This window comes from Salinithrix halophila, from assembly GCF_042650125.1.
Taxonomy (GTDB): Bacteria; Bacillota; Bacilli; order Thermoactinomycetales; family DSM-45169; genus Salinithrix; species Salinithrix halophila.
Genome location: NZ_JBHSAP010000002.1, coordinates 1 through 20,037, shown reverse-complemented (window position 1 = coordinate 20,037; position 20,037 = coordinate 1). Strand labels below are relative to the sequence as shown.

Genomic DNA, 20,037 nt, shown 5'->3' with positions numbered 1-20,037 from the left:
CCGCCGCCAAAACCAAAAAAGGCCGAACGGATGCCGCCGTTCAGCCCTTTCGGAAAAAAACTTATCGGCTCCTGAGAGCCAAGCCAAAACGATTATAACACAACAGCTCCCCCGATCACGGGGGGGCATCATAAAACGGAACCTTTAAGGGTGCCGAACCTCGCTTTTGGGGTAGTTTCTAGGTATTGTAATTTAATGCAGTGGGTGTATTCTCAAAAAAGGAAAGCGATTAAGAGGGGGAAATGAATATGTTTGTCTTAACAGCAAAGGTTCTAAGCAAAAAGGAAGGTGTACCTGTTGAAGGTCAAAAAGTTCTATGTAGGGCAGTTAAAGGAGCCGATGGCGATACCTACTGGGTAGTGGAGAAAAACCGTCTTAAAGCAAACAGCGCTGATAGTTCGGTCATTCTTATTGATCCGGTAGACTTTTTATCAGACGACGGGCGAAAGCTTGCTAGAGTTTCCTACTGGCCGGAAGAAGAGAAGGCGGATTAGATAAACGAGGAAAAAGGAACCCCCCTCCTATTGGAGGGGGGTTCCAGCCTCTTAATCGAGGTGCATTTGATTTGAATGGTTAGAGGGCTAATGGAATCGTTTCAATCCTCTTAATCGAGGTGCCAACACCCTCAACCCAATCTTATCAAAAAATAAAGCTGGAAAGCAATACCGTCCCGATCCGGAGCGGCTTTTTTGTGTGTCGCCGATTCGGAAACCCGAACAACCAGGCGGCTGTAGCCGGCGTTTTCGCCTCCAAAAACCGAACGTTAAAGCGGGATCCTCAGCTGAATCCCGCTTTAAACCCGAATGTTAGATTTTGCTTTTCCCTGAGTGTTTCTAGATCTTCGGAAGGCCCGCCGGAGGCAAGAAAACGCACCGAAGCGTACTAGAGCCTGGAGGGGGGGTATACTGAGAAGCCGACGGAGACCCAAATTCCCCCCCGGTGTTTCTGAGTCTCCGTCGGCGAAGCCACTAAACATCCCCGAAGGGCTCTCGTCAAGGGTGGAGGGGAAAGGTTTTGGCGGAGCGATAGCGGAGGCAAAAGTTTTTCCCGGAAAGCGATGAGAGTGCCCTAGAGACCGTTAGCCGAAGGCTTTACGGACTCTTGGACACTGTCTGAGCGGCCCTTGAGCGCCACCCTCTCACCTCTCCGTTAGCCTCTGGTTGCAGGAAGATGCGGCTTTGTGTGGAATAGGTGGATGGGTGAGAATATCGGACAGGGAACGGCCTGAGGCGGGAGCGGCGGCCCCTTCTGACCTGCATGTCCCATGATATGCAGGAAAGGAGGTGGTGCCCATGGCAGAAACCATTATGTTGCTTGCGTTGCTCACGCAGGTGATCCATGTGGTGTATGTCATCACACGAAAAAAGTGACCCGCCCGGGCCTCGGAAACCGTGGGCGGATCACTCTTGCTGATTACTGATTCGTAACGGGCCGCGACGGCTCTCGCTGATGAGGGTCGCACCTTGGATGATTTCTCACCCTTATTATAGTATGCCAAGGCCTGGGAAATCAAACCCAATACCTGCAGCAGTATTGACAGAAAATTCAATGCGGGAGCGAATATAAAGCCCGTTTTGGATGTTGGGCAGGTTAACCCCTTTAGCACAAAATAAAACCCCGCTACAGCGCTAACAGGGGCGCTGGCGGGGTATCTAGGAAGAATATTCCCTAACATGCTCAACCGGTTATCCCTTGTGGTTTAATTCGGTTGGTGATGATTTCGATCTGACCTTCCAATGCCCATAAGTCATTGATATCTTTGTATCCCTTATAACTGGCTGGATCGAGGTAGGATACTCGCTTCCCGCGCCGTAGAAGTTCAACGGCAAGGAATCGCCAAGCGTCTCCGGCATCGTCTTGGTCAAAACAGAAAATGACTTCATCCGATTCGACCCAATCAGCATTGAATCCGCTGATCCCGAAGATCGCTACGGCGTTGTACCCGGCTTGGATCAGGGAGAGAGCGTCGAAGGCTCCCTCTGTGACGAAAACCTCACTTCGCTGGAATGCAACGGCATTAAAGGCACCCTTTGGGCCGGGCAGGTTGTCGTGCCTGTCTTTGTGTGGTACATCGTTTGCACCGATGGCCCGACCGTAGAGATTGATTGTGCGGCCCTCATTGTCGGTGTGCGGGAACACAAGACGGCCGCGTTTCCACTGACGAGCAAAGCGGCCATCTTTTGAATAGTGAGGCCATTTTCCCCATCCGGCGAATCCAAGCCCGAAACGAAGAGCGGTTTCCTTTGAGATGCCGCGCCATTTTAGATAGCGGACGGCTATTCCATCGTCATCCTGCTGTTTTAGGTAGCGTGAGAGTTCTTGCGCTTTTTGAAAGTAGTCGGTATGATTACGGTTAGTTACTAATGAATGTTGCCTCCGAAACGGTTCCCGTTTTCGGGGGTTTTGTTTTTTATAGAGAGCTGGTCTGTTTTTGTTGATTTCGTCGATGTATCCCCAGACCCCGCAGGAGAAGCATTTGAAGTGTCCGCTATGGATGTTTACCTGGAATGAACGTTGCCGATCTGATCCGTGAACGGGGCAGAACCATCGTTCCCGGCCATTTCTTCCACCTCGTGGGCCAAATTCGTTCCTTGGATGGTTCTTGAGATCCTCGAGAGTAAGCCCAATAATCTGGCCGTTTTCTTTCTCCTCCCACATAAGCTTGTTATTCCTCCTCCTTCTCCTTCTTGCCGCCTTCAATCACGTTAAACCCATGTTCCTTGGCTTTTCTAACTGCTTTTTCAACTTTAGCAAGGTTTTTACCTTTACCTTTGTATCCATAACTGGTCTCCAAACGATATGTCCAGCTACGCCCGTTCTTTTCACCTTTGACAATGATTCCGTTCTCTTCAAGTCTCTTCAATGCTCTACTGACGTTGGGTCTTTTTAAACTAAGCTCTTCTGCAATTTCCTTTTGGTTAACTGGGATCCAGTTTTCAAAATCCAGTTTCCCCATGAGGAAGAGCAACACTTTTAATTGTTCACCAGTCAACCTCATTTTCGATATTTGGATAAATCCTTCTTGCATTGCCAAGAAAAAGTCCCCCTTTAAGTATTTCTTCGTGAGTGGAAATGCGATGTAGGCGGGTATTTCACCAGTCTCTGAGTCGAAAGTAGGCAGGAACCCGTGAGGTTTGTTCTTGGTACCCATTATACCCTCCCTAAGTTATCATATTCGATACACAAAACTTGTTATGTATCATATTTGATAACAAGGTTATCAGTAGTGATAACCATTAGTCAACCCCTAAATTGTTATCAAATATGATACGACGTTTATCAAATATGATAACAACAAACCGCTAGAAATCCCTATATATCAACCTTTTTTTTATGTGCCTTATGTCTCATACCTATCACAAGGAATAACTGGACAGCCACAAACAGATCCGGTTAACCGGTTAACCTCCTGTTAATACTGTTTAAAAAAGTTAACCGGAGGGATTGCTTTGGAGAAGGATAAGACATTTGGAGTGAAAACAACACCTGAAGTCCATGAAAGAGCGGAAAGGATGTTTAAGGAGTCTGGGCTGTCAAAGAAAAATTGGTTTGAATCTGTTGTCTCGATGCTGGAGTTAGAGGCCGCAAAGGAAGGCCCGATCGGATATAAAACCGAAATCAACGAACTCGAGCGACACACGCGCAGGATCAATATGCTTTTCGTTCATGTTATTCAGCGTGCTTCCTTTCAGCAGGAAGAAACGCTCCGTACGCTGGAACAATTAAGAGAGGAACAGGACGAAATGCAAAAAGCGCGGCAAGCGGAAATTGAGGAATTGGAAATGCAGATCTCAGATTTAACGGAGGAGGCAGATCAGGCAAGGGAGGAGAGGGAGGCCGCAGAGCAACAATTGGAGGAGTTGCGGCAGGGGAATGCCGATCTACGAGAATTGATTGACGGGTATAAGTCAAAGATCGATACCCTTTCCGGTTTGGTAGATGAGTATTCGGGATATCGAGAAGAGAATGAGGCCCTTCAGGAGCAAGTTGCCGAAGTAGAAAAGCTGAAGCGGGATCTTCGATCTTTGCGAAAACAAAAGGATTTGGCCCGTCAGAAAGCTCTGGTTCGTCAAGAAAAGGCATACCAAAAGCAAATCAGGGAGATGCAGGAGAAGCATTCCGAAGAAATAAGGGGATTGTTGGATCGAATGGGAAGTCAAGGGGGTTAACCTTGGTAACCACGTTAACCTTGGTTAACGGTTCCCCTTTCATATTCTGTACTATATATCCTGTTAGATACCTAATCGAGGAATCTCTATAGACATCCAAACCATATCATAAATCCATATCTGTTAAGGTTAACTAACCTTAACAGCCCTGTATACAGCATACAGGGATCGAAGTATGTGAAACACGTATAAGGTTACATAACATCACTCTTGTAACCTTACGAAAAACCCGCCTTATCCCCTTATATGACTGGGATGAAGGCGGGTTTTTCTGAAAATCACATGGTTACGTTACCGTGAAAATGTCTATGCATTTTGTATGCAAAACCGTCGAATCCCTTGCTATATCTGGGGCTTGAAGTTATTCAAAGGTGACAGATCAGAGTTCGACTGATCCTCACCGGGTTGTATAAAATCCGGGGGATTTATGCATAATGGAGAATGAGCATGGAAAGCCGTGACGTGTAGCCGAGTCCGGATCAGGACGGTAGGCAGGACGCAGTGGTTGTACATGCTCCTTTTTTATGGGCTCATAGCTCAAGAGAAACGGCCCTCTCAGCCGTTTTTTTAGTCCAGAGGGGTTCAGGGTAGGGAGGGGTATTAAAGAGGGAATGAAAAGGGATACAAAGAATGTGGTACGATACAGATGGACGGAGGTGAACAATTGTGCCAGGGAATGAAGAACACATTACAGCAAAAGAGTTTGCCAAACGAAAAGGAAAGACAGAAGGCTGGGCAAGGTACATACTCAGAAAAGCGAAAGCTTCAGGAATTGAAATGCCGGAGAAATACGGACGATTTTGGCGGGCGACTGAGGAAGAGTGGGAAAATATATTGAAAACGCTTGATATTAAGCCGAGAAGGCGGAAAAACGCCGGAAACAAGGAAAAATGATCTTTTTTTAATTTGCTTACTACGTTCGAACGTAGTAATATGTAACTATAAGGTTCCAGCTAAGGCTATTTCAGGAACCTGATGCACCTTGAAAAACAAATATTCCCCTTGCCTAATCAGAACATATGTTCTATAATTTCTACTACTCTCTTCCTATTTTTCCTCCCTCAAGAGGAAAATCATTGAATTTTGACATGAATACGCATTATGTTCGTCGTAGGCAAGTGAGGAAAAGGGAGGAATTTGGGTGGAATTGTTGACTGGATTAAAAGGATTTGCCACAACGATGTATGTGAAGGCTTATCCAGCTATGGTAACCCTGGCAAAGAAGAAAGAGAAGGTAGAACCACCCGACGATTCAAAAATGCAAGACCTCCTGAAAGGGATTGGGGAGGGCCTTGACCAAGTTGCTTTCTGGGCAACGATTGTAGCCCCTGCCGCCTTGGGTTTGGTTGCATCGGTTATCGGGTTTTTGATGATCATCAACAACGATCACCAATCAAGAGCAAACCTTATGGGATGGTTGAAGCGGGCAGTTGGTGGGGCTATCCTCCTTGTTATCGGTCCGTGGTTCATGACTTGGGTCTGGGATCTTTTGGTTGCCGCCGCTGACCTTGATGTAACCTCCGGGAAGTGATCCATCATGATGATGGATATGCTGAAGGAGTTCTTCGCGGATATGATCAACGGGATGATGGACTATATCATCTCCTGGGTGGCAAAGTTCATCATGTCGGAAACCGATCTGTCGATGCTTCCGCAATTGGATCTGATCATCTGGTGTTCCCAAGCGGTTGGGGCTGTATTAACCATCGTTTTCATGGTTAAACGGTCTTTTAACCTCATCACCGGTGAAGAAGACGATTGGGTTCATATCATCAGTAGCGGCATAAAATCTCTGTTCCATATCGCGGCTATACCGTTTCTACTCAAATACAACCTCAAGTTGTGCAATATGGGCATCCAGTTGGTTGCGGCACTTGGTTTCGATTCGAAGGCTAGTGTAGATGACTTGATGGATGATATCCTATCGACCGCCGCACCTGCTGGCTTACTGGAAGAAGGGATTATCACCCTGTTGCTCATTCTGATCTTGATCGGCGGGTGCTTCGCACTTGCGATCAACGGAGCGGTACGAATGGTCCAGGTCTTTGGACTGTTCCTGTTCGGCCCGATCATCGCGAGCACGCAAACGGATCAGCGGTCAATTTTTCAAGGATTTTGGGTTGAGTCAATTGCGATTATCTACACGCAAATCTGGCTTTTCTTCCTCCTTTGGGTAACCGCTCAATTCGTGCTTATGGGAAACATTTATGGTATCTGTCTCGCGCTTGCGGCTGTTTGGATTGGCGTGACAGGAAGAGCGTTCCTGAAGCAATTCCTATACCGAAGTGGTGTTGCAACCGGTACTTCCGGTGCGAGTCGGTTTGTTCTCCTGAAGATGTTCAGCAAAAACTTCAAATGAGGGGGATGCCTTCCATGAGTGATAGTAAAGAGGAGGAATTTCACATCCCCCGCAACGTGAAGACAGGGCATCAGGTCGGGGGAATGGATGGAACCGGATGGGTCTTGTGCATCATGGCGGCAGGGTTCTTGATCCCGCTGTTTGCACTGATTATGACCCCGGTGCCAGCACCGTATCCGGTGAAGTACGTAGTCGTTATGGGAATTAGCATTGGGTTCCCGTGGGTACTTTTCTGGCAGAACAAGCGAACGGGAGACATGAATATCCAGTTAGGCTTTAACGCTTTCGCGTGGATCGCTTCTCAATTTGTGTCGGCTCACAAAGGAACGATTCAATACTGGAGGGATGATGATGCCGCTCGGCGTCGGGAAAAAACTGTCCGAATTAAAACGGGAGACTAAACGGGTTTTTAAAGGAGCAGGGTTCCCCATCAAGGACGTCCATAATAATGTGATCGAATTGAAAGACGGCACATTCAAGGCCGTCTTGAAGATCACTCAACCGATAAACTCGGGTCTGATGTCCGAGAAGGAGCTAAAACGTTCCGTTCAAGCCATTCAGCGCTCGCTGAATGGCTTTCGCATAGGGGATAACAATCAGATTCTGATATCCACGGAAAGGATGGATATCAGGAAATACCTGCGGCATCTGGATGAACTGTACGACCAAGCGGAAAACGTGTTTGTACGGGATCGGGTCGAGGCCAAACGGGAGTTTTTGCAAGAAAAATCCAAGGTGGTTCGGTCGATCCTGACCTTTTATATCGTGCTTTCATCCCGATCTAAGCGATTGGAAAGGGCACGGGATGAATTGGAGAAAGCGGAAAGCAAGGTTAAAACAGCTTTAAGCAGAGGCCGCATGAAATTTGCTCGTCTAGAGGGGGACGAACTAATGAAAACCCTCTATGACAAATTCAACCCCACCACTTCTGAGAAAGTCCCCTACCGTCCAGGTATGGATGTCTGGAACCTGCGTCCGTCCGGTATCTCCGACCGTCGGGATTGCATGGAGATGGACCGGATGAAATACCGCTTTCTCTATTTCACAGACTTCCCGGAACGGGTCGGTAAGCGGTGGCTCGTAGATCTGCTCACTTCCGGCTTGAACATGGATTTGTCGATTACCCTGGTAGCCGGTGATAAGTCGGAGGTAGTGAAAAGCACCGATGAGTCGATCCGGGAAATCCGGATGAAGCTCCGGAACAAGGGAAAGCTCGATGAATCGGAAAAAATCGACTTGGAGACGGACGAAGAAAGCCTTCGCCAAATGCTTCAGGATTTGAAAGGAAGCACGGAAAAACTCTTTCAAACGAGCTTTGTTCTCGCGATTCGGGAGAGAAATCTGGAAGAGTTGAACGAGGCAGTAGGAGAGGCAGTAGGAACGTTGGGAGTCGCCGGGATCGACGCGAGGGAGATTTATTTCGCCCTCACCGGCCCTCGTCATGACTTGCTCTTCTACACTGTGCCGATCGCCTACCAGAACAAGGACTTTCAACGCCGCATCTACTGGCCTTTTTCCGCCAAGACTTTGGCCGGAATGCTTCCGTTCGATTCGACAGAATTGAACTGGAATAAGGGCATTCTCAAGGGATTCAACGCGAACGACATGATTATCACCTACGACCGTTGGGATCGGGATCATTTTTTCAATGGCAATGAGATTATCCTAGGGACGAGCGGGGCGGGGAAATCATACTATCTTCGCCTGGACATCTGGCGGGAGGCCAATTTTGGTAAGGCTAACCGAATCAACGTACTGGATGTGGAAGGGGAGTATTTGAACATCCCCGGTGCAAATGTGATCGACTTTCATCTAGGTTCCCGGCACACAACGAACCCCTTTCATATCCGGTCGACGGTTGTGGACTCCGACAGCGAGAAACTGGACGGCAAGGTCGATGTGGGAGGGTATCTGCGGCAGAAGATCGACCGTCTGGTGTTTTTCTTCGGATGGATTGCTCCCGGCTTGGAAGAAGACACCTACCTTAAAGCGATTTTGACGGAAGCTATCGAAAGAACATACCGCCGGGTTGGTCTAACCTACGATGGATATGTACTTCTGGATTCCAAGAAGCTGAAGCCGGAGATTGCCGAGCATTATAACGATTTAGAGCGGCGAGGGATGATTCCCCACTTGCCACCTATTTTCCCGACCCTCTCCGACCTGGTTGAAGAGCTAGGGGAATTGGAGAATGAATACGGAGAGCAGGTAGAAAAGGATATCGGGATGTTGCTGATGGCATTGAAACCTTATACGACAGGAGCGTACAGCAGTCTGTTTAACGGACAAACGAATTGGGATTTGGATCATAAAATCAATGTCTTGAACATCTCCGCAGTGACGCCTAACATTCAATCGCCACTTATGGATTTGATGGTTGCAGAACTCTGGGACGAAGTGAAAAAAGACCGTGATGAAAAGATTGTGACCTACGTAGACGAAGCCCACAAGATCGCCAATAAACGGAAGCCGCAGACGCTGGAATTTCTCGCGGATGCGGCAAAGAGGTTCCGGAAGTATAGCGCATGCCTAGTGACGGCAACGCAGAACGTGGGCGATTTCATGGCCGTCGAAGAGTTTGGCCGGGCGTTGTTAAACAATAGTTGGTTTAAAACCTTCTTCATGATGTTTGACGATGACGTACAGGCCCTATCGTTCATGAACTTCAACGAACCAGAATTGGAACTGCTGAAAGCGGATGATGAGGTTGACGAAGAGCGTAAGGGGAGAGGCCTCCACATGGTGGGCCGGAAGCGGGTGGTCATGCAGGTTGAGGCTTCTATGGATGAAAAGAAAATGCTAGGCTTGCCGATCCAGTCGGCGTGATCGAAGAGAGGGGGAACCTTGATGGAAAAAACCATGGAACGAGTGGGGCAGGCGGTTTCCTGGGGTGCTTTGTTTATCAAGCACCCCTATCTTCTTATAATCCCGGTGCTGATTCTTCTGCCGTTTCTCTTGTTACCATTTGCCTTTCTCGGTGGGCTGATAGGGAGTAATCAAGGAGGGGGGGCACCTGTCTCCGGCATCAAATACGCTCAGGAGATCAATGCGGCGGCGGCAAAAACCGGCGTCGACCCGGCTTTGATTGCGGCGGTAATCAAGCAAGAAAGCGGGGGTAACCCCAACGCGGTCTCCCACGCTGGGGCGATTGGCGTGATGCAGATCCTTCCTCAAAATGCAAAGGGGGCCGATCTACTTAACCCTCGAGAGAATATCCAACGAGGTGCGGAGATCCTTGCAGGTCACCTGAAAACCTATGACGGGAACCTTGCAAAGGCGCTTGCGGCTTATAATGCAGGGCCGGGCAATGTCGAAAAATACGGGGGGGTCCCTCCTTTCAAAGAAACACAAAACTATGTGAAAAACGTTACGCGAAACTATCAGGAGATGCGCCAGCAAACACTACCGAATTTGATTACGAAAGGTGGAGGATTGTCTCATCCGGTAAACGTAGCGCCGGGGTGTGGGATAGGATGCTATGAAGGGCACACCGGGCAAGATTTCCCCGGAGCGGTCGGCACGCCCGTCATGGCGGCGGCTGGCGGAGTCGTCAGCTCAGTTCAAACACCAATGAACAATCCACGGTTGGGGCCAAACAAGAGCTACGGCACATTAATCAAAATTGATCATGGCGGCGGCCTGGAGACCTACTATGCGCATATGTACCCGAATCAGATCCAAGTCAGTGTGGGTCAGCGGGTGCTTCCGGGTCAAAAGATTGGCGAGATCGGAAATTTCGGAAACTCAACCGGCCCTCATCTTCATTTTGAGGTGAGGGAGAAGGGGCAGATAAAAGATCCAATGAAAGTATTAAGAAAGAGGAAGGTTGTGACGAAGGAGGAGACAACCGATGTGGAAGGCTCTAGAGATACTATTTTGGATCCTGCTAAGTCTGACACTGTTACCGTTCGCCCTTCTATTGCTCCAATTTTTAATCCAGGGGAGCTTTTAAAGAGAAAGGGTCATGAGAAAGGAGATAGATAGAGGTGGTTTCGAAAAGAATACGGATCGGTCTGCTGTTCGTACTAGCGATGGTGATAAATCTAGCTTTAGGGTTGGCACTCTCGTTTTTCCTCTTTATTCGGGAATATCAGGGGCAGGCGTTACATCACTTTGCTGACTACCTGACCTCCCTTTCATTTCTGCCCACCCTCCTGTGGGGGGCGGGCGGCGGAGTAGGGAAGGCGATCCATCAGGTTTATATGATGCCGCTCCCTCAGTTGATATTCTGGGGCCTGATCGTCTTAGCGGCCTTGAAAGTTTGGTTATCGGATGGGATGGGATACAAGGAGGCACACAAAGACGGAAGTCACGGGACGGCCCGTCTTCAGACGCGGGGGGAGATTCGCAAGCATTACCAAAAGGATCAGATCGGGTACATTCTGGGAGAATCCAACCGGCACATTGCGGTGCAGTCGATCCGCAACGTTCTCAATCTGAACCCTCACGCATTGGTATTCGGTGGATCGGGAAGCGCAAAAACGGCTGGCTATGTGATTCCCAATATCCTACACATTGCCGAGACCTTGGGAGAGAGCCAAGTGATCCTTGACCCGAAGGGCGAACTATGGAACCGCACGTCAGCCCGACTGAAAGAGCTTGGGTACGAGGTGATCGCCTTCAACCTCCTGGACGACAAGAAAAAAAGGTCGGCCCGGTGGAATCCGATGTCGGGTCTAAAAAAGGATGGGGAAGTACTCACCCCCGCTGCTGTGGAACTGGCGACCGTGATTTATGAATCCACGAGCAGTGAGCGGGAAGACCGTTTCTTTTCTGCCTCGGGGAAAGACCTCCTGACCGCGCTGATTCTTTATGTGTTGGAGGCACGTCCAGAAAGGGAGCACCACCTGAGGAATGTGCTTCATCTCTGCGCCACAATCGGGAAGGATCAAGAGGCGCTTCGGGGGATGTTTGAAGAATTGCCGGAACGATCCCAAGCCCGTGCCTTTTTCGATAGCGCGGACACCAGCGCGGAAAAGCAGTGGGAAGGGATTCGGGGTGATGTGAAAAGTCGGCTGGGTCTGTGGAACATGGAAGAAATCGCAGATCTGACCGCCGCCAGTGACTTCGATCCTGCCGACCTGGGACGAAAGAAAATGGCTCTGTATCTGATGATTCCGGATTCAGATAATACCTACAACCTGATCCCGGCCTTGCTGATCGCGCAGGCGTTCAAGATGTTGATCCAGCAGGCCGACCTAAACCGAAATGCAAAGCTTGAAGTACCGGTCTGGTTCCTGCTCGATGAGTTAGGCAACCTGCCGCGCATCAAAGAATTAGATGCAAAGGTGAACACGGTGCGAAGCCGGGAAATTCGGATGATGATGATTTTCCAAAACATTCCCCAATTCCAGGATAAATACGGCAAGGAAGGATCGAAGTCGATAGACGCCAGTTGCGACACGACCATTTTTCTCGGAACCAAGGAAAGCACAACGAACAAGATTTTCTCTGAGATGGTCGGTGAAACCACGATTATGATCCCATCTTACTCGGATAACGGTCAAAGCAAGAGTGGAAAAAATGAAAGTTACACGGGCCGTCCAGTTATGAAACTCGATGAAGTACGGATGATTCGGAAAACCAATGAAGTACTGGTTTTCCAACCGGGCCGCCATACTGCCAGATTAAAAAAATGCCTGTACTTCAAAAAGGATCGGTGGAAAGATCTTCCCGCTACGCACTGGCAAGAGATCCCGAAACGGAAATACGAACCGCTGGCGCTGTGTGAAGTACCGAAGCCAAAACTTCCTGATGACTACATGCCGGAATAAAAGCCAATAGGGGGAATCAATGATGGGTCAAGATAAACGTTTGGAAGAACTGGAGGAACGGCTGGAACGTCTGATGAGGGAACGCGAAATGGTACAGGAAAACTTGGCAAAAGCAGAACAACGGCAAATGGAGCAGGAGAAAGGCGGCATTTTCATTAATGGTGAGCGGGTTGAGCATGACCCGAACGAGCCCTTTATTTTAGGAGACAATGTAATTATCAACAACCATAACGAAGCTACGATCAACAACGGTGAAGTTACCAATATTAGAGGGTCGCAAGTCAACCATATTTTTCGAGAGAACGGAGAAGTGGAGAGGAGTATAGTAAATTTCGGCAACTATGCGGCAGGTGAAGGGACTGTCAACATTTCTTCGGGATCAAACCGAGATGAGATCCAGCTATACCACCGCATTTTGAACGGGATTGATGGAGAGATTGCAGAAGTCAAAGAGCAGATGGCGGAAGTGAAACAGGAGGGGGAAGCCCATAAAGAGCAGGGGCGGCGGGATCTTCACAAAGAAGCGATCACGGAGCGGATCGACGAGATTGAAACCCACGTCAACCGTCTCCATAGACAACTGGAGCATTCGGAAAAGGTTGAAAGTGGAGAGATCCCCAGTAGGGGATATGTTGAACCGGCGGCCGCAATCCGGACGAAAATTGCGCAATTTGAGGGGGAAGTTGGTCGGCTGAAAGGGGAACTGGAAGGGCTGGAGGCGCAGGGTAGGGTGGCGGATCATCCCCAGGAAGAAAAACCCTTTGAACAGGCAGTCGAAGAGATGAAGAAAGAGTTAAAAGCCCTCGATGGGCTACCGCAAGACGAGAGAAGGGAGAAGGCGATGGAGATTATCCTGGATAATCCCCGCGTCTTCCAACAAATTGAAGCGCTTGCGAAGGATGCAGAAAAGAACGGAATCGTGGTTGAAGCGGATCTCAAGGGTGGGGCCTATGTCCGGCAAAAAGATGACAGAACCAACCTGGGGTATGTCCCCTGGACAAAGGACGAGCAGGGATTGAACCGGATCGACGGGGACAAAATCCAGTGGAACAAGAACCAAAAGATCAACCTTTCCATTCAGCAAGACGACAAGGGGAAGCAATACATCAAGCTGGAATCCAAGGATAAGGGCGTAACGGCCCGGGCGTATACGAACGGCGAAGCGAAGCCCTTCCCCGAGTTAAAAAACTCGTGGGAGGTGGAAGGCAAAACGTGGACACAACAAAAAAACAGAGATCAAGGGATTGACCGGGAACGGGGAATGGAACGGTGAGGGAAAAAGTCGTTCGGGGAATGCGTTCCCCCTGGAGTTGGGTAGCGATAGCCGTGTTAGCATTGATTGCATTGGTTGGGGTGACCACCCTGGTAGGGGGGAGTGAGAACCAAGCGGAAACCACTGCCCTTGCCTTTTTTAAAGCGGGTTGGGTCGATGGGGATCCCAAACGGGCTAGGGGTCTCCTTGACGGAAAAGAGGAACCTGATATCCCACTTGATCGACGGACCGATGAGACCCGGAGAATGAAGCCGGACAATAGCCCCGTTCTCTTGGCTAACGAAGAGCTAGGGGACACCATGTGGGGGATCTATATTCATCGTCCGCGCGTAGGGGACGGCCTAGCGGTGACAGTGGCTAAAGATGGAGACAAATGGAGGGTGGTAAAGTACCGGTACAACATGGCAAGCCGGTACGAAATCCTAAAGCAAACGAAACCGCAACTGGAATGGAAGGAAGTACAGCCATGAATGGATCCCCCCTGATGGGGGGATCTTTTTGGTTGTTTGTTTGTGAAAATAACAGGTATGCAATGCAAACAACCGATTTAAACGCCTGTATAACCGCTCAGTCCCTCTCTATACACCCTTGGGTATGGGAACAGAAAAACCGTCCCGTGACAAGCCGTCTGAGGCCGTCAGGGGCGGTTTAAAATATGGATCACCGATCCATTCCCTGCTCTCGATTCTTCCGGCGTTTGGCTTCCTTCTTCATCTCCCGTTGAGAACGTTTGGAGGCTCTTTCCCGGTCGTACTCAGCTTCCCTTGCGGCTTGCTGGATCTGGTTGGCGATGAGTTGCATGATGTCGCCGGTCATTCCCCTTTCGTATGAAGGGCGTTCCCGGTTCTTTTCCTGTTCGGCAATCCTTTGCAGTCGATCCATTACACGGTGGGCCTTTTCTGGCCCCAGATTCCGTTCAGCTTGGCGAACCTTCTCTTCATCGGCGATCTTTTTTAATTCATTGATCTCAGCCTTTCCGATAAAGACCCGGCTTCCGTTCTTATCGCGACCACGATAAGCAATGTGAAGGTGGGGATGCCCACGATCATCATGGATCGCTCCCACCCAATCAATATCCCGGTTGATTTTCGCACTGAATCGGGACATGACATCCCTACCGAGTTCCCGTAAGTCTATTTGCAATTCGTTCCGTTCTTGTTCGGATAGGGTGATTACCATTTTGTGCATGACGGCCACATTCGGGGAGGGTTTTTGTTCCTCTAGTCGCCGGAAAAATTGCCGGCGGTCTACATGATCGCTTTCCATTGAAAACAAATGAGGATTATTCCGGTGATGATCCCGGTTGGCTTCCATGTACTTGATATGCTCTTTCGCCTTATGAATGCCTTTTGAATCATTATAAGTAATGTACCGTAGGGCTTTCGCATTAGCCGCCATTTATCATAACCCCTCTGGTTTGTGATTGGTTTGGATGTACTCGTCGATCAAGGTGTCATTCGATTTGATCCGGCTGTAATGGTTTTTGAGATAGGTCATAAGGCCACGCGTCCACGCCTGGAGGGATTCAATATCCTTCTTCTGCTTTCGGATTTCCTCATTCTTGCCCTCCACTTCCGCCCACCGGGAGGATTGGCTTTGCTTTATTTGTCCTACCTCATCTTTTAACTGCTTGGCGTATCGGCGTAGCTTGTTATTTTCCTCTTTCAGTCGGGCCATCTCTGCCGCCATCTGTTCGTTTTTCTCTTGAAGTGCACTGTTTTCTTCGGTGTAGGTGGCCGCTTCTTGGTCGCCCTCGTATTGTTGTTTCCGCTTTACTCGGGTCGCCAGCTCCTTTTTCAATTCCGGTACCACTTCCGATTTGAATTGAGGGTTCAAGCCTACACCGATTTCTTCCAACACCAATGAAGTATAGATAGACTCCCGCATGGCTCGGGTTAGCAAGTTACCATTTCGCCGGGTCTCCTTGTTGAATCGGTCAATCTCTTGTTGAATGGTTTCGGTCGCCCGCCGCCCTACCGATTCGATTCGTTGTTCCAGGGTGCGGATCACGGAACGTTCGATGTTGGATAAATAAGATTGTGCTTCGGTGGGCTGTGTGTGTTTGGCGTGAACAAGTTGAATCCCTTCATCCAAAATGTAGCCGATTTTGGATTCTGATCCGTGGATCTTCTTAGCAAGTTCATGAGCCAGACCAAGCATATCCGGATCAAATCGGACGCCTTTGGAAACGCGGTTTGACATAGAATCCCCTCCGTCAATTGGTCATCTATTCCAATTATATCGCAATGTGCACGATTTGTGCACGTATAAAAAACGTGCACGCTAAAATGCACTTGTTTAACGTGTACATAGCCATATGTGCACGTTTTTAAATCTGCCTCCCCCGAGATATCGAAGCGAGTCGCGGGTAGCGACAAGGCGGAGAGATCGAGCGGGGCAGGCGGGGGAAAAGAGCTCGAGAAAGACCCGAAGAGGTCGTCCCGGCGGTACGCCGGGAAATGCACTCAGATATCGTTTTTAAACATGTAAAAGGATATCTACTCAGATACCTTGATTTGGTGTCTAACCAGATATATCATAGGGTATGAAAGGAGCGGGTATAATGGGAGGTAGGCTTGAAAAATACGCTAAGAAATCAAAAAGGAAATCCCACCATCAATACCCTTGGAAACCTGAGACAGAAATGTTTGCCTTGTTTCAGTTGTATTGTGACCGGCTAAATTTATCCGTGAATGAAGCCTTGTGTCATTTGGTTGAGGAGGAAATTTCCAATTTCAAGAAGGAGCTAACGAAAGATCAGATTGAAGACTTAGTGGTTAGTTTTGAAGACGCAAAAGAGGAAAGACCAAAAAAAACTACAATCGCGTTTACTCCAATGTTTGATCCGGAAGAGGACGAATCCGCAGAATGAACCAATGAAGGCCCTGCCGTTTGTTAGCGGGGCCTTCTATTTATGTAGGAACAATTCCCCTAGATATATGGGGAATCCACACCACAAGGAATAACTGGAATCGACGCTTTCCCGGTTATCCCTTGTGGTAAGAAGGAAGCCAGGATCTTTGTGGGTAATAAGTAAGGTGTGATGTTAGAAGTCTAAAATAGTTGATTTAACAGGGTTTAAACTGTGACCATAGTGATGGTGAGGAGGTGAAAAAATACGGTGGAGTGGTTGAGAATTAGGGATGTGACAGAGGAAACCGGGCTTTCTGACGCAACAGTTCGACGATATTTACGGGCGCACGGGCGGTTTATCAAGTCGCAAAGAGAAGGATCGGTGCTGGTGATCGCCGAGGAGTCCATTTCGGTCTTGTACAAGATCCGACACTATTACGAGCAGGGGTGGAGCCGGGAGCGAGTGGAACGGGTACTGGAAAGTACGGAACCGATGGAGCTGGTGGTTCACGACGATGTAACCGGGGTGGATTCGACGCTTGGTGAGCAGTTAGGGGATCTCCGCAAGCTGTTGCGAGCGATGGTGGAACGGCAACAGGCGTTGGAAAACGAGGTTCTCCGCTTACGGCAGGAGATCCGGGAACGGGATCAACACTTGGTACAAGGTGTCCAGGAAGCCAATCAGAGCTTATCCCGAGTTGAAAAACGGCAACAAGAACGGCAAAAAGGAGTGCTTTCACGGTTTTTCAAACGACAATAATTTAATCATGATTTATTCATGATTAAATAAAAGATTATTCTGAATAATACTGAGTTCATTGGGGAAATCGGCTTGAACCCTTGATATATAAGGGGTTTGGCCGTTTTCTGTAGAATTTGACAAGGGAAAAGGTTTCCTGTATGATTAAATCAAGATTTAATCATGATTAAATCATTACTTCAAAGGAGCGATGTTCAATGTTGGTTGCAGGAATTGATGCAGGGCGGAGCCGGACAAAGGTGGTAACGGAAGGGAAAAAATTCGCTTTCCCGAGTCAGATCGTCCCGTTTTATGAGCATGGCGGAGAAGATGTGTTAAAAGACGAGAATGACATGGTGATCGAACTGCTGGAGCCGGGTGCCCAGGAAGGCGAAAAGTTTTTTGTCGGCGAAGTCACGGAGTTTGTTCAGTTTGGGATGGATACGCAACGGACTGAACAAGAAAAGGCGACCATGCAAGCCCGCGCGTTTACCTTGTCGGCACTTTACCGACTTGGCGCGATGGATGAACAGCCGTGTATCATCGGAACCGGGGTTCCTTACATCAAGTTAAAAGAATGGGGGCCGTTGGTCAAAGAGATGTTGGAGAAGAAACACCGGATCCGCGTCTACAAGCGGAACGGGTTCCAAGAACAGCGCATCATCCACATCGCGAATGCATTTGTCGTCCCGGAAGGGATGGGGGTCTTTTACGACGATCCGACGGAGCAAGAAATGGGGATTGGAGAACTAGGATCGGTCACCATGAACTATCTCCGGATGAAGAAAAAACGGGTGATGCCGGGATACAGTGGATCTACGGAATGGGGATGTGACAACCTGCCCAAGGACATCGGAAGCACGCCGAAGGACATAGCGAATCTGGTGATTGCTCAATTCAAGTCGAAGAAGTGGCCGACCAACTTGCCAATCCGCCTTTCTGGGGGAAAAACTTCCGAAATCGTGGAACATGTTCGGGACGAATTTCCAAACACCGTTGCCGTTCCGGAACCGCTCTTTGGGAATGCTCGTGGGTTCTATAAAATAGCAAGAGCGAAGGCAAAACAACTTGTGTAAGGGTGATCTGGATGGTAATCGAACGGAAAAAGCGGCAGAAAGTGAAAGGAGTGGCATTCAACCTCGACGAACCAGCCGATATGGAATTACTTGATTGGGCTGAGTCGCGAGGGAAGTTTTCAACATATGTGAAACGATTGATCGACCTGGATAGACGTCTGAACGGTGGTGGGTGGGTGGGTTCTTCTCCAAAAGACGAGGGTGGAGAGGAAGCCGCCACACTGGAAGAGAAAACGGAGACGGATGAATGGGATCTGTCAGCGGACGACATTGATGACGACATGCTTATTTAAAGCGTGAGACGAGGAGGGAGAAAGTTGGCGTGTCCTAACTGCTACCAACCGGAAAAGTGGTGCTGTTGTACCGGGGCTGATATCGAGTATGCCCGAAAAATGGATAAGTTTGAATATGAAGTTGGTCAATGCTTGGAGGAGATTTATTGCGGAAAGATTGTGAAGGTATTAGAAAAAGTCGATAGAGAGGGGGAACCGTATTATAAAGTCCGGGTTCTTGATTCAGGAGAAGAGGTAATGACAGTAATGCAAGCGATTTTGATGGAGCCGGAAGAACTCGTAGAGGAAGGGTGAAGGCGAAACGGTGGCCGCGATCCGGTCGCCGTCCGGCGGGGTGGTTCCCCGTCGCTGATGAGCCAGCCAGGAGGGGATAACATGCTGAACTGTCCGTTGTGCGGCAAAGAGGTGCCGGAACCTGATATGCACGAAAGTGGCCGATATAGTAGGAGTGCCTGTTGGGACTGTTCGATTAGTATGAGGGTGACAAACGACGGAATCCATACGCAACAACAAAGCGATTACGCAAAGAAAGAAATAGAGTGGCTGAACGAGATGTCCGCAGAAGACTTTGCAGATCTGAAGATGGGCTTAATATACGGGTATTTTAAGGGCCGTGAAAAGGTCGGCTTTACAGATGAGGATTTTGAAAGGTATTTAAAGCTTCGGACGATGGGTGATAAGTATCATGACAGCTTTTATCTGAAGTTGAAGGAGAAAGAACAAGAGGCGCGCGAAGCTGGTTTGATAGACTGAAGGAAGGCGAAACGGTGGCCGTCCCGATCCGGGACGGCTTTTTTGTGTGGCGGAAAAAAATACCCCGTGCCAATGACGGGGTCAAGACCAGGGGGTTATTTATGCTTCCCAGAGGTCGCGAATTGAGCAATCGAACACTTTGGAGAACGCTTTGAGGTGTTCCCGTTTGACCGTCTTCCAACTGTCGTTGAAGTAGCTGGAAATGGTGTTTGCGCGAATCCCCGTTTTATCCGCTAGTTCCTTCTGTGTCATCCGTTTTTCCGCCATGAGGATATGAATCCGTAGCATCCGCTTGACTCTCCCTTCGTGATAAGTAGTTATGCACATAATACCATAAACAGATACTTAATATCAATTAATCGGATGAAAATAACGATTTTCGTTGACATATATATCGAAATTCGTTATAATGTGTTTAGAAGGTCAGGCGATGGCCTTCAAAAATCGAAGGGAGAGGATCACATGAACAAGGTCAAGAAAATCGAGAAGCTCAAGAGATTCCGGCGAATTGTCAGAGATTACACAGCATTGGAGATCGACGGAATCGAGGTGGATATTTTTGACGCCGCCGCAGTGCTTTCGGCACATGGTTGTCTTTCAAAGGAAGATCAAGACAGATTCCTTGACGAACCCGCACGAGTGATGATCTGGAAAGCCTGGAATCTCCTCGGAAAAGAGAGGGGATGGAAACGATGAACTGGGAGACATACGAAAAGGTCATGAAGCCCGCACGAGAAAAGGCAAAGGA

22 protein-coding genes and 1 other RNA gene are annotated in these 20,037 nt (G+C 48.8%); 18 read left to right on the top strand and 5 right to left on the bottom strand.

Annotation, left to right across the window (positions count from 1 at the left end; translation table 11 throughout):
- Positions 1-248: 248 nt before the first annotated feature.
- Positions 249-494: a hypothetical protein gene (locus ACFOUO_RS00295; protein ID WP_380701011.1), complete on the top strand. Its 246-nt coding sequence runs from the start codon at positions 249-251 to the stop codon at positions 492-494.
- A 1,183-nt stretch (positions 495-1,677) separates the two neighbouring features.
- Here the strand turns inward: ACFOUO_RS00295 and ACFOUO_RS00290 are convergent.
- The gene (locus tag ACFOUO_RS00290) at positions 1,678-2,658 is read right to left on the bottom strand and encodes a toprim domain-containing protein (RefSeq protein ID WP_380701009.1); all 981 of its coding nucleotides are present in this window, start codon (positions 2,656-2,658) and stop codon (positions 1,678-1,680) included.
- 7 nt (positions 2,659-2,665) lie between these two features.
- Positions 2,666-3,151 (bottom strand): helix-turn-helix domain-containing protein, encoded by a 486-nt coding sequence (locus ACFOUO_RS00285; protein WP_380701007.1) that lies wholly within the window; start codon positions 3,149-3,151, stop codon positions 2,666-2,668.
- A 298-nt stretch (positions 3,152-3,449) separates the two neighbouring features.
- On the opposite strand from ACFOUO_RS00285, the gene ACFOUO_RS00280 reads away from it, so the two are divergent.
- The 9 genes from ACFOUO_RS00280 (at position 3,450) to ACFOUO_RS00240 (ending at position 14,045) form a co-directional block, all read left to right on the top strand.
- Entirely contained in the window at positions 3,450-4,169 is a 720-nt protein-coding gene (locus ACFOUO_RS00280; protein WP_380701005.1) for a hypothetical protein, read from the top strand.
- Positions 4,170-5,310: 1,141 nt separating this feature from the next.
- Positions 5,311-5,700 carry a hypothetical protein gene (locus ACFOUO_RS00275; protein ID WP_380701003.1) on the top strand — a complete coding sequence of 130 codons (390 nt, stop codon included), beginning with the start codon at positions 5,311-5,313 and terminating at the stop codon, positions 5,698-5,700.
- Between the two features lie 6 nt (positions 5,701-5,706).
- Complete coding sequence (locus ACFOUO_RS00270; RefSeq protein WP_380701001.1) at positions 5,707-6,528, top strand: conjugal transfer protein TrbL family protein; 822 nt, start codon at positions 5,707-5,709, stop codon at positions 6,526-6,528.
- A 14-nt stretch (positions 6,529-6,542) separates the two neighbouring features.
- Complete coding sequence (locus tag ACFOUO_RS00265) at positions 6,543-6,929, top strand: hypothetical protein (RefSeq protein ID WP_380700999.1); 387 nt, start codon at positions 6,543-6,545, stop codon at positions 6,927-6,929.
- Positions 6,880-9,354: a VirB4 family type IV secretion system protein gene (locus tag ACFOUO_RS00260; RefSeq protein ID WP_380700997.1), complete on the top strand. Its 2,475-nt coding sequence runs from the start codon at positions 6,880-6,882 to the stop codon at positions 9,352-9,354. The genes ACFOUO_RS00265 and ACFOUO_RS00260 overlap by 50 nt, the downstream gene beginning before the upstream one ends.
- A 21-nt stretch (positions 9,355-9,375) precedes the next feature.
- Positions 9,376-10,512: a transglycosylase SLT domain-containing protein gene (locus tag ACFOUO_RS00255; RefSeq protein ID WP_380701013.1), complete on the top strand. Its 1,137-nt coding sequence runs from the start codon at positions 9,376-9,378 to the stop codon at positions 10,510-10,512.
- Positions 10,513-10,514: 2 nt separating this feature from the next.
- A complete protein-coding gene (locus tag ACFOUO_RS00250) occupies positions 10,515-12,302 on the top strand; it encodes a VirD4-like conjugal transfer protein, CD1115 family (RefSeq protein WP_380700995.1) in 1,788 nt (595 codons plus the stop codon).
- A gap of 22 nt (positions 12,303-12,324) precedes the next feature.
- A complete protein-coding gene (locus ACFOUO_RS00245) occupies positions 12,325-13,575 on the top strand; it encodes a hypothetical protein (RefSeq protein WP_380700993.1) in 1,251 nt (416 codons plus the stop codon).
- The gene (locus ACFOUO_RS00240; protein ID WP_380700991.1) at positions 13,572-14,045 is read left to right on the top strand and encodes a hypothetical protein; all 474 of its coding nucleotides are present in this window, start codon (positions 13,572-13,574) and stop codon (positions 14,043-14,045) included. Before ACFOUO_RS00245 ends, ACFOUO_RS00240 begins: the two co-directional genes overlap by 4 nt.
- Before the next feature lie 190 nt (positions 14,046-14,235).
- Here the strand turns inward: ACFOUO_RS00240 and ACFOUO_RS00235 are convergent, their stop codons facing one another.
- Both ACFOUO_RS00235 and ACFOUO_RS00230 read right to left on the bottom strand, forming a co-directional pair.
- Entirely contained in the window at positions 14,236-14,973 is a 738-nt protein-coding gene (locus ACFOUO_RS00235; protein ID WP_380700989.1) for a relaxase/mobilization nuclease domain-containing protein, read from the bottom strand.
- Between the two features lie 3 nt (positions 14,974-14,976).
- Positions 14,977-15,777, bottom strand: coding sequence for a hypothetical protein (locus ACFOUO_RS00230; protein WP_380700987.1), 801 nt, complete (start codon positions 15,775-15,777; stop codon positions 14,977-14,979).
- A 361-nt stretch (positions 15,778-16,138) separates the two neighbouring features.
- Here ACFOUO_RS00230 and ACFOUO_RS00225 point away from each other — a divergent pair, with 361 nt between their 5' ends.
- The 7 genes from ACFOUO_RS00225 (at position 16,139) to ACFOUO_RS00195 (ending at position 19,289) form a co-directional block, all read left to right on the top strand.
- A complete protein-coding gene (locus ACFOUO_RS00225; protein ID WP_380700985.1) occupies positions 16,139-16,447 on the top strand; it encodes a hypothetical protein in 309 nt (102 codons plus the stop codon).
- A 249-nt stretch (positions 16,448-16,696) separates the two neighbouring features.
- On the top strand, positions 16,697-17,188 hold the full coding sequence (locus ACFOUO_RS00220) for a hypothetical protein (RefSeq protein WP_380700983.1): 492 nt from the start codon (positions 16,697-16,699) through the stop codon (positions 17,186-17,188).
- Positions 17,189-17,385: 197 nt separating this feature from the next.
- Complete coding sequence (locus ACFOUO_RS00215) at positions 17,386-18,243, top strand: ParM/StbA family protein (RefSeq protein WP_380700981.1); 858 nt, start codon at positions 17,386-17,388, stop codon at positions 18,241-18,243.
- Positions 18,244-18,254: 11 nt separating this feature from the next.
- On the top strand, positions 18,255-18,536 hold the full coding sequence (locus ACFOUO_RS00210) for a hypothetical protein (RefSeq protein ID WP_380700979.1): 282 nt from the start codon (positions 18,255-18,257) through the stop codon (positions 18,534-18,536).
- 24 nt (positions 18,537-18,560) lie between these two features.
- On the top strand, positions 18,561-18,830 hold the full coding sequence (locus tag ACFOUO_RS00205) for a hypothetical protein (RefSeq protein ID WP_380700977.1): 270 nt from the start codon (positions 18,561-18,563) through the stop codon (positions 18,828-18,830).
- Positions 18,831-18,902: hammerhead ribozyme type II (locus tag ACFOUO_RS00200), an RNA gene on the top strand. It abuts the gene before it with no gap.
- 9 nt (positions 18,903-18,911) lie between these two features.
- Positions 18,912-19,289, top strand: a complete 378-nt coding sequence (locus ACFOUO_RS00195) for a hypothetical protein (protein WP_380700975.1) — start codon at positions 18,912-18,914, stop codon at positions 19,287-19,289.
- 99 nt (positions 19,290-19,388) lie between these two features.
- On the opposite strand, the gene ACFOUO_RS00190 is transcribed toward ACFOUO_RS00195, so the two are convergent.
- Entirely contained in the window at positions 19,389-19,577 is a 189-nt protein-coding gene (locus tag ACFOUO_RS00190) for a helix-turn-helix domain-containing protein (protein ID WP_380700973.1), read from the bottom strand.
- Positions 19,578-19,751: 174 nt separating this feature from the next.
- Here ACFOUO_RS00190 and ACFOUO_RS00185 point away from each other — a divergent pair, with 174 nt between their 5' ends.
- Positions 19,752-19,985, top strand: a complete 234-nt coding sequence (locus ACFOUO_RS00185; RefSeq protein WP_380700971.1) for a hypothetical protein — start codon at positions 19,752-19,754, stop codon at positions 19,983-19,985.
- Positions 19,986-20,037 lie beyond the last annotated feature (52 nt).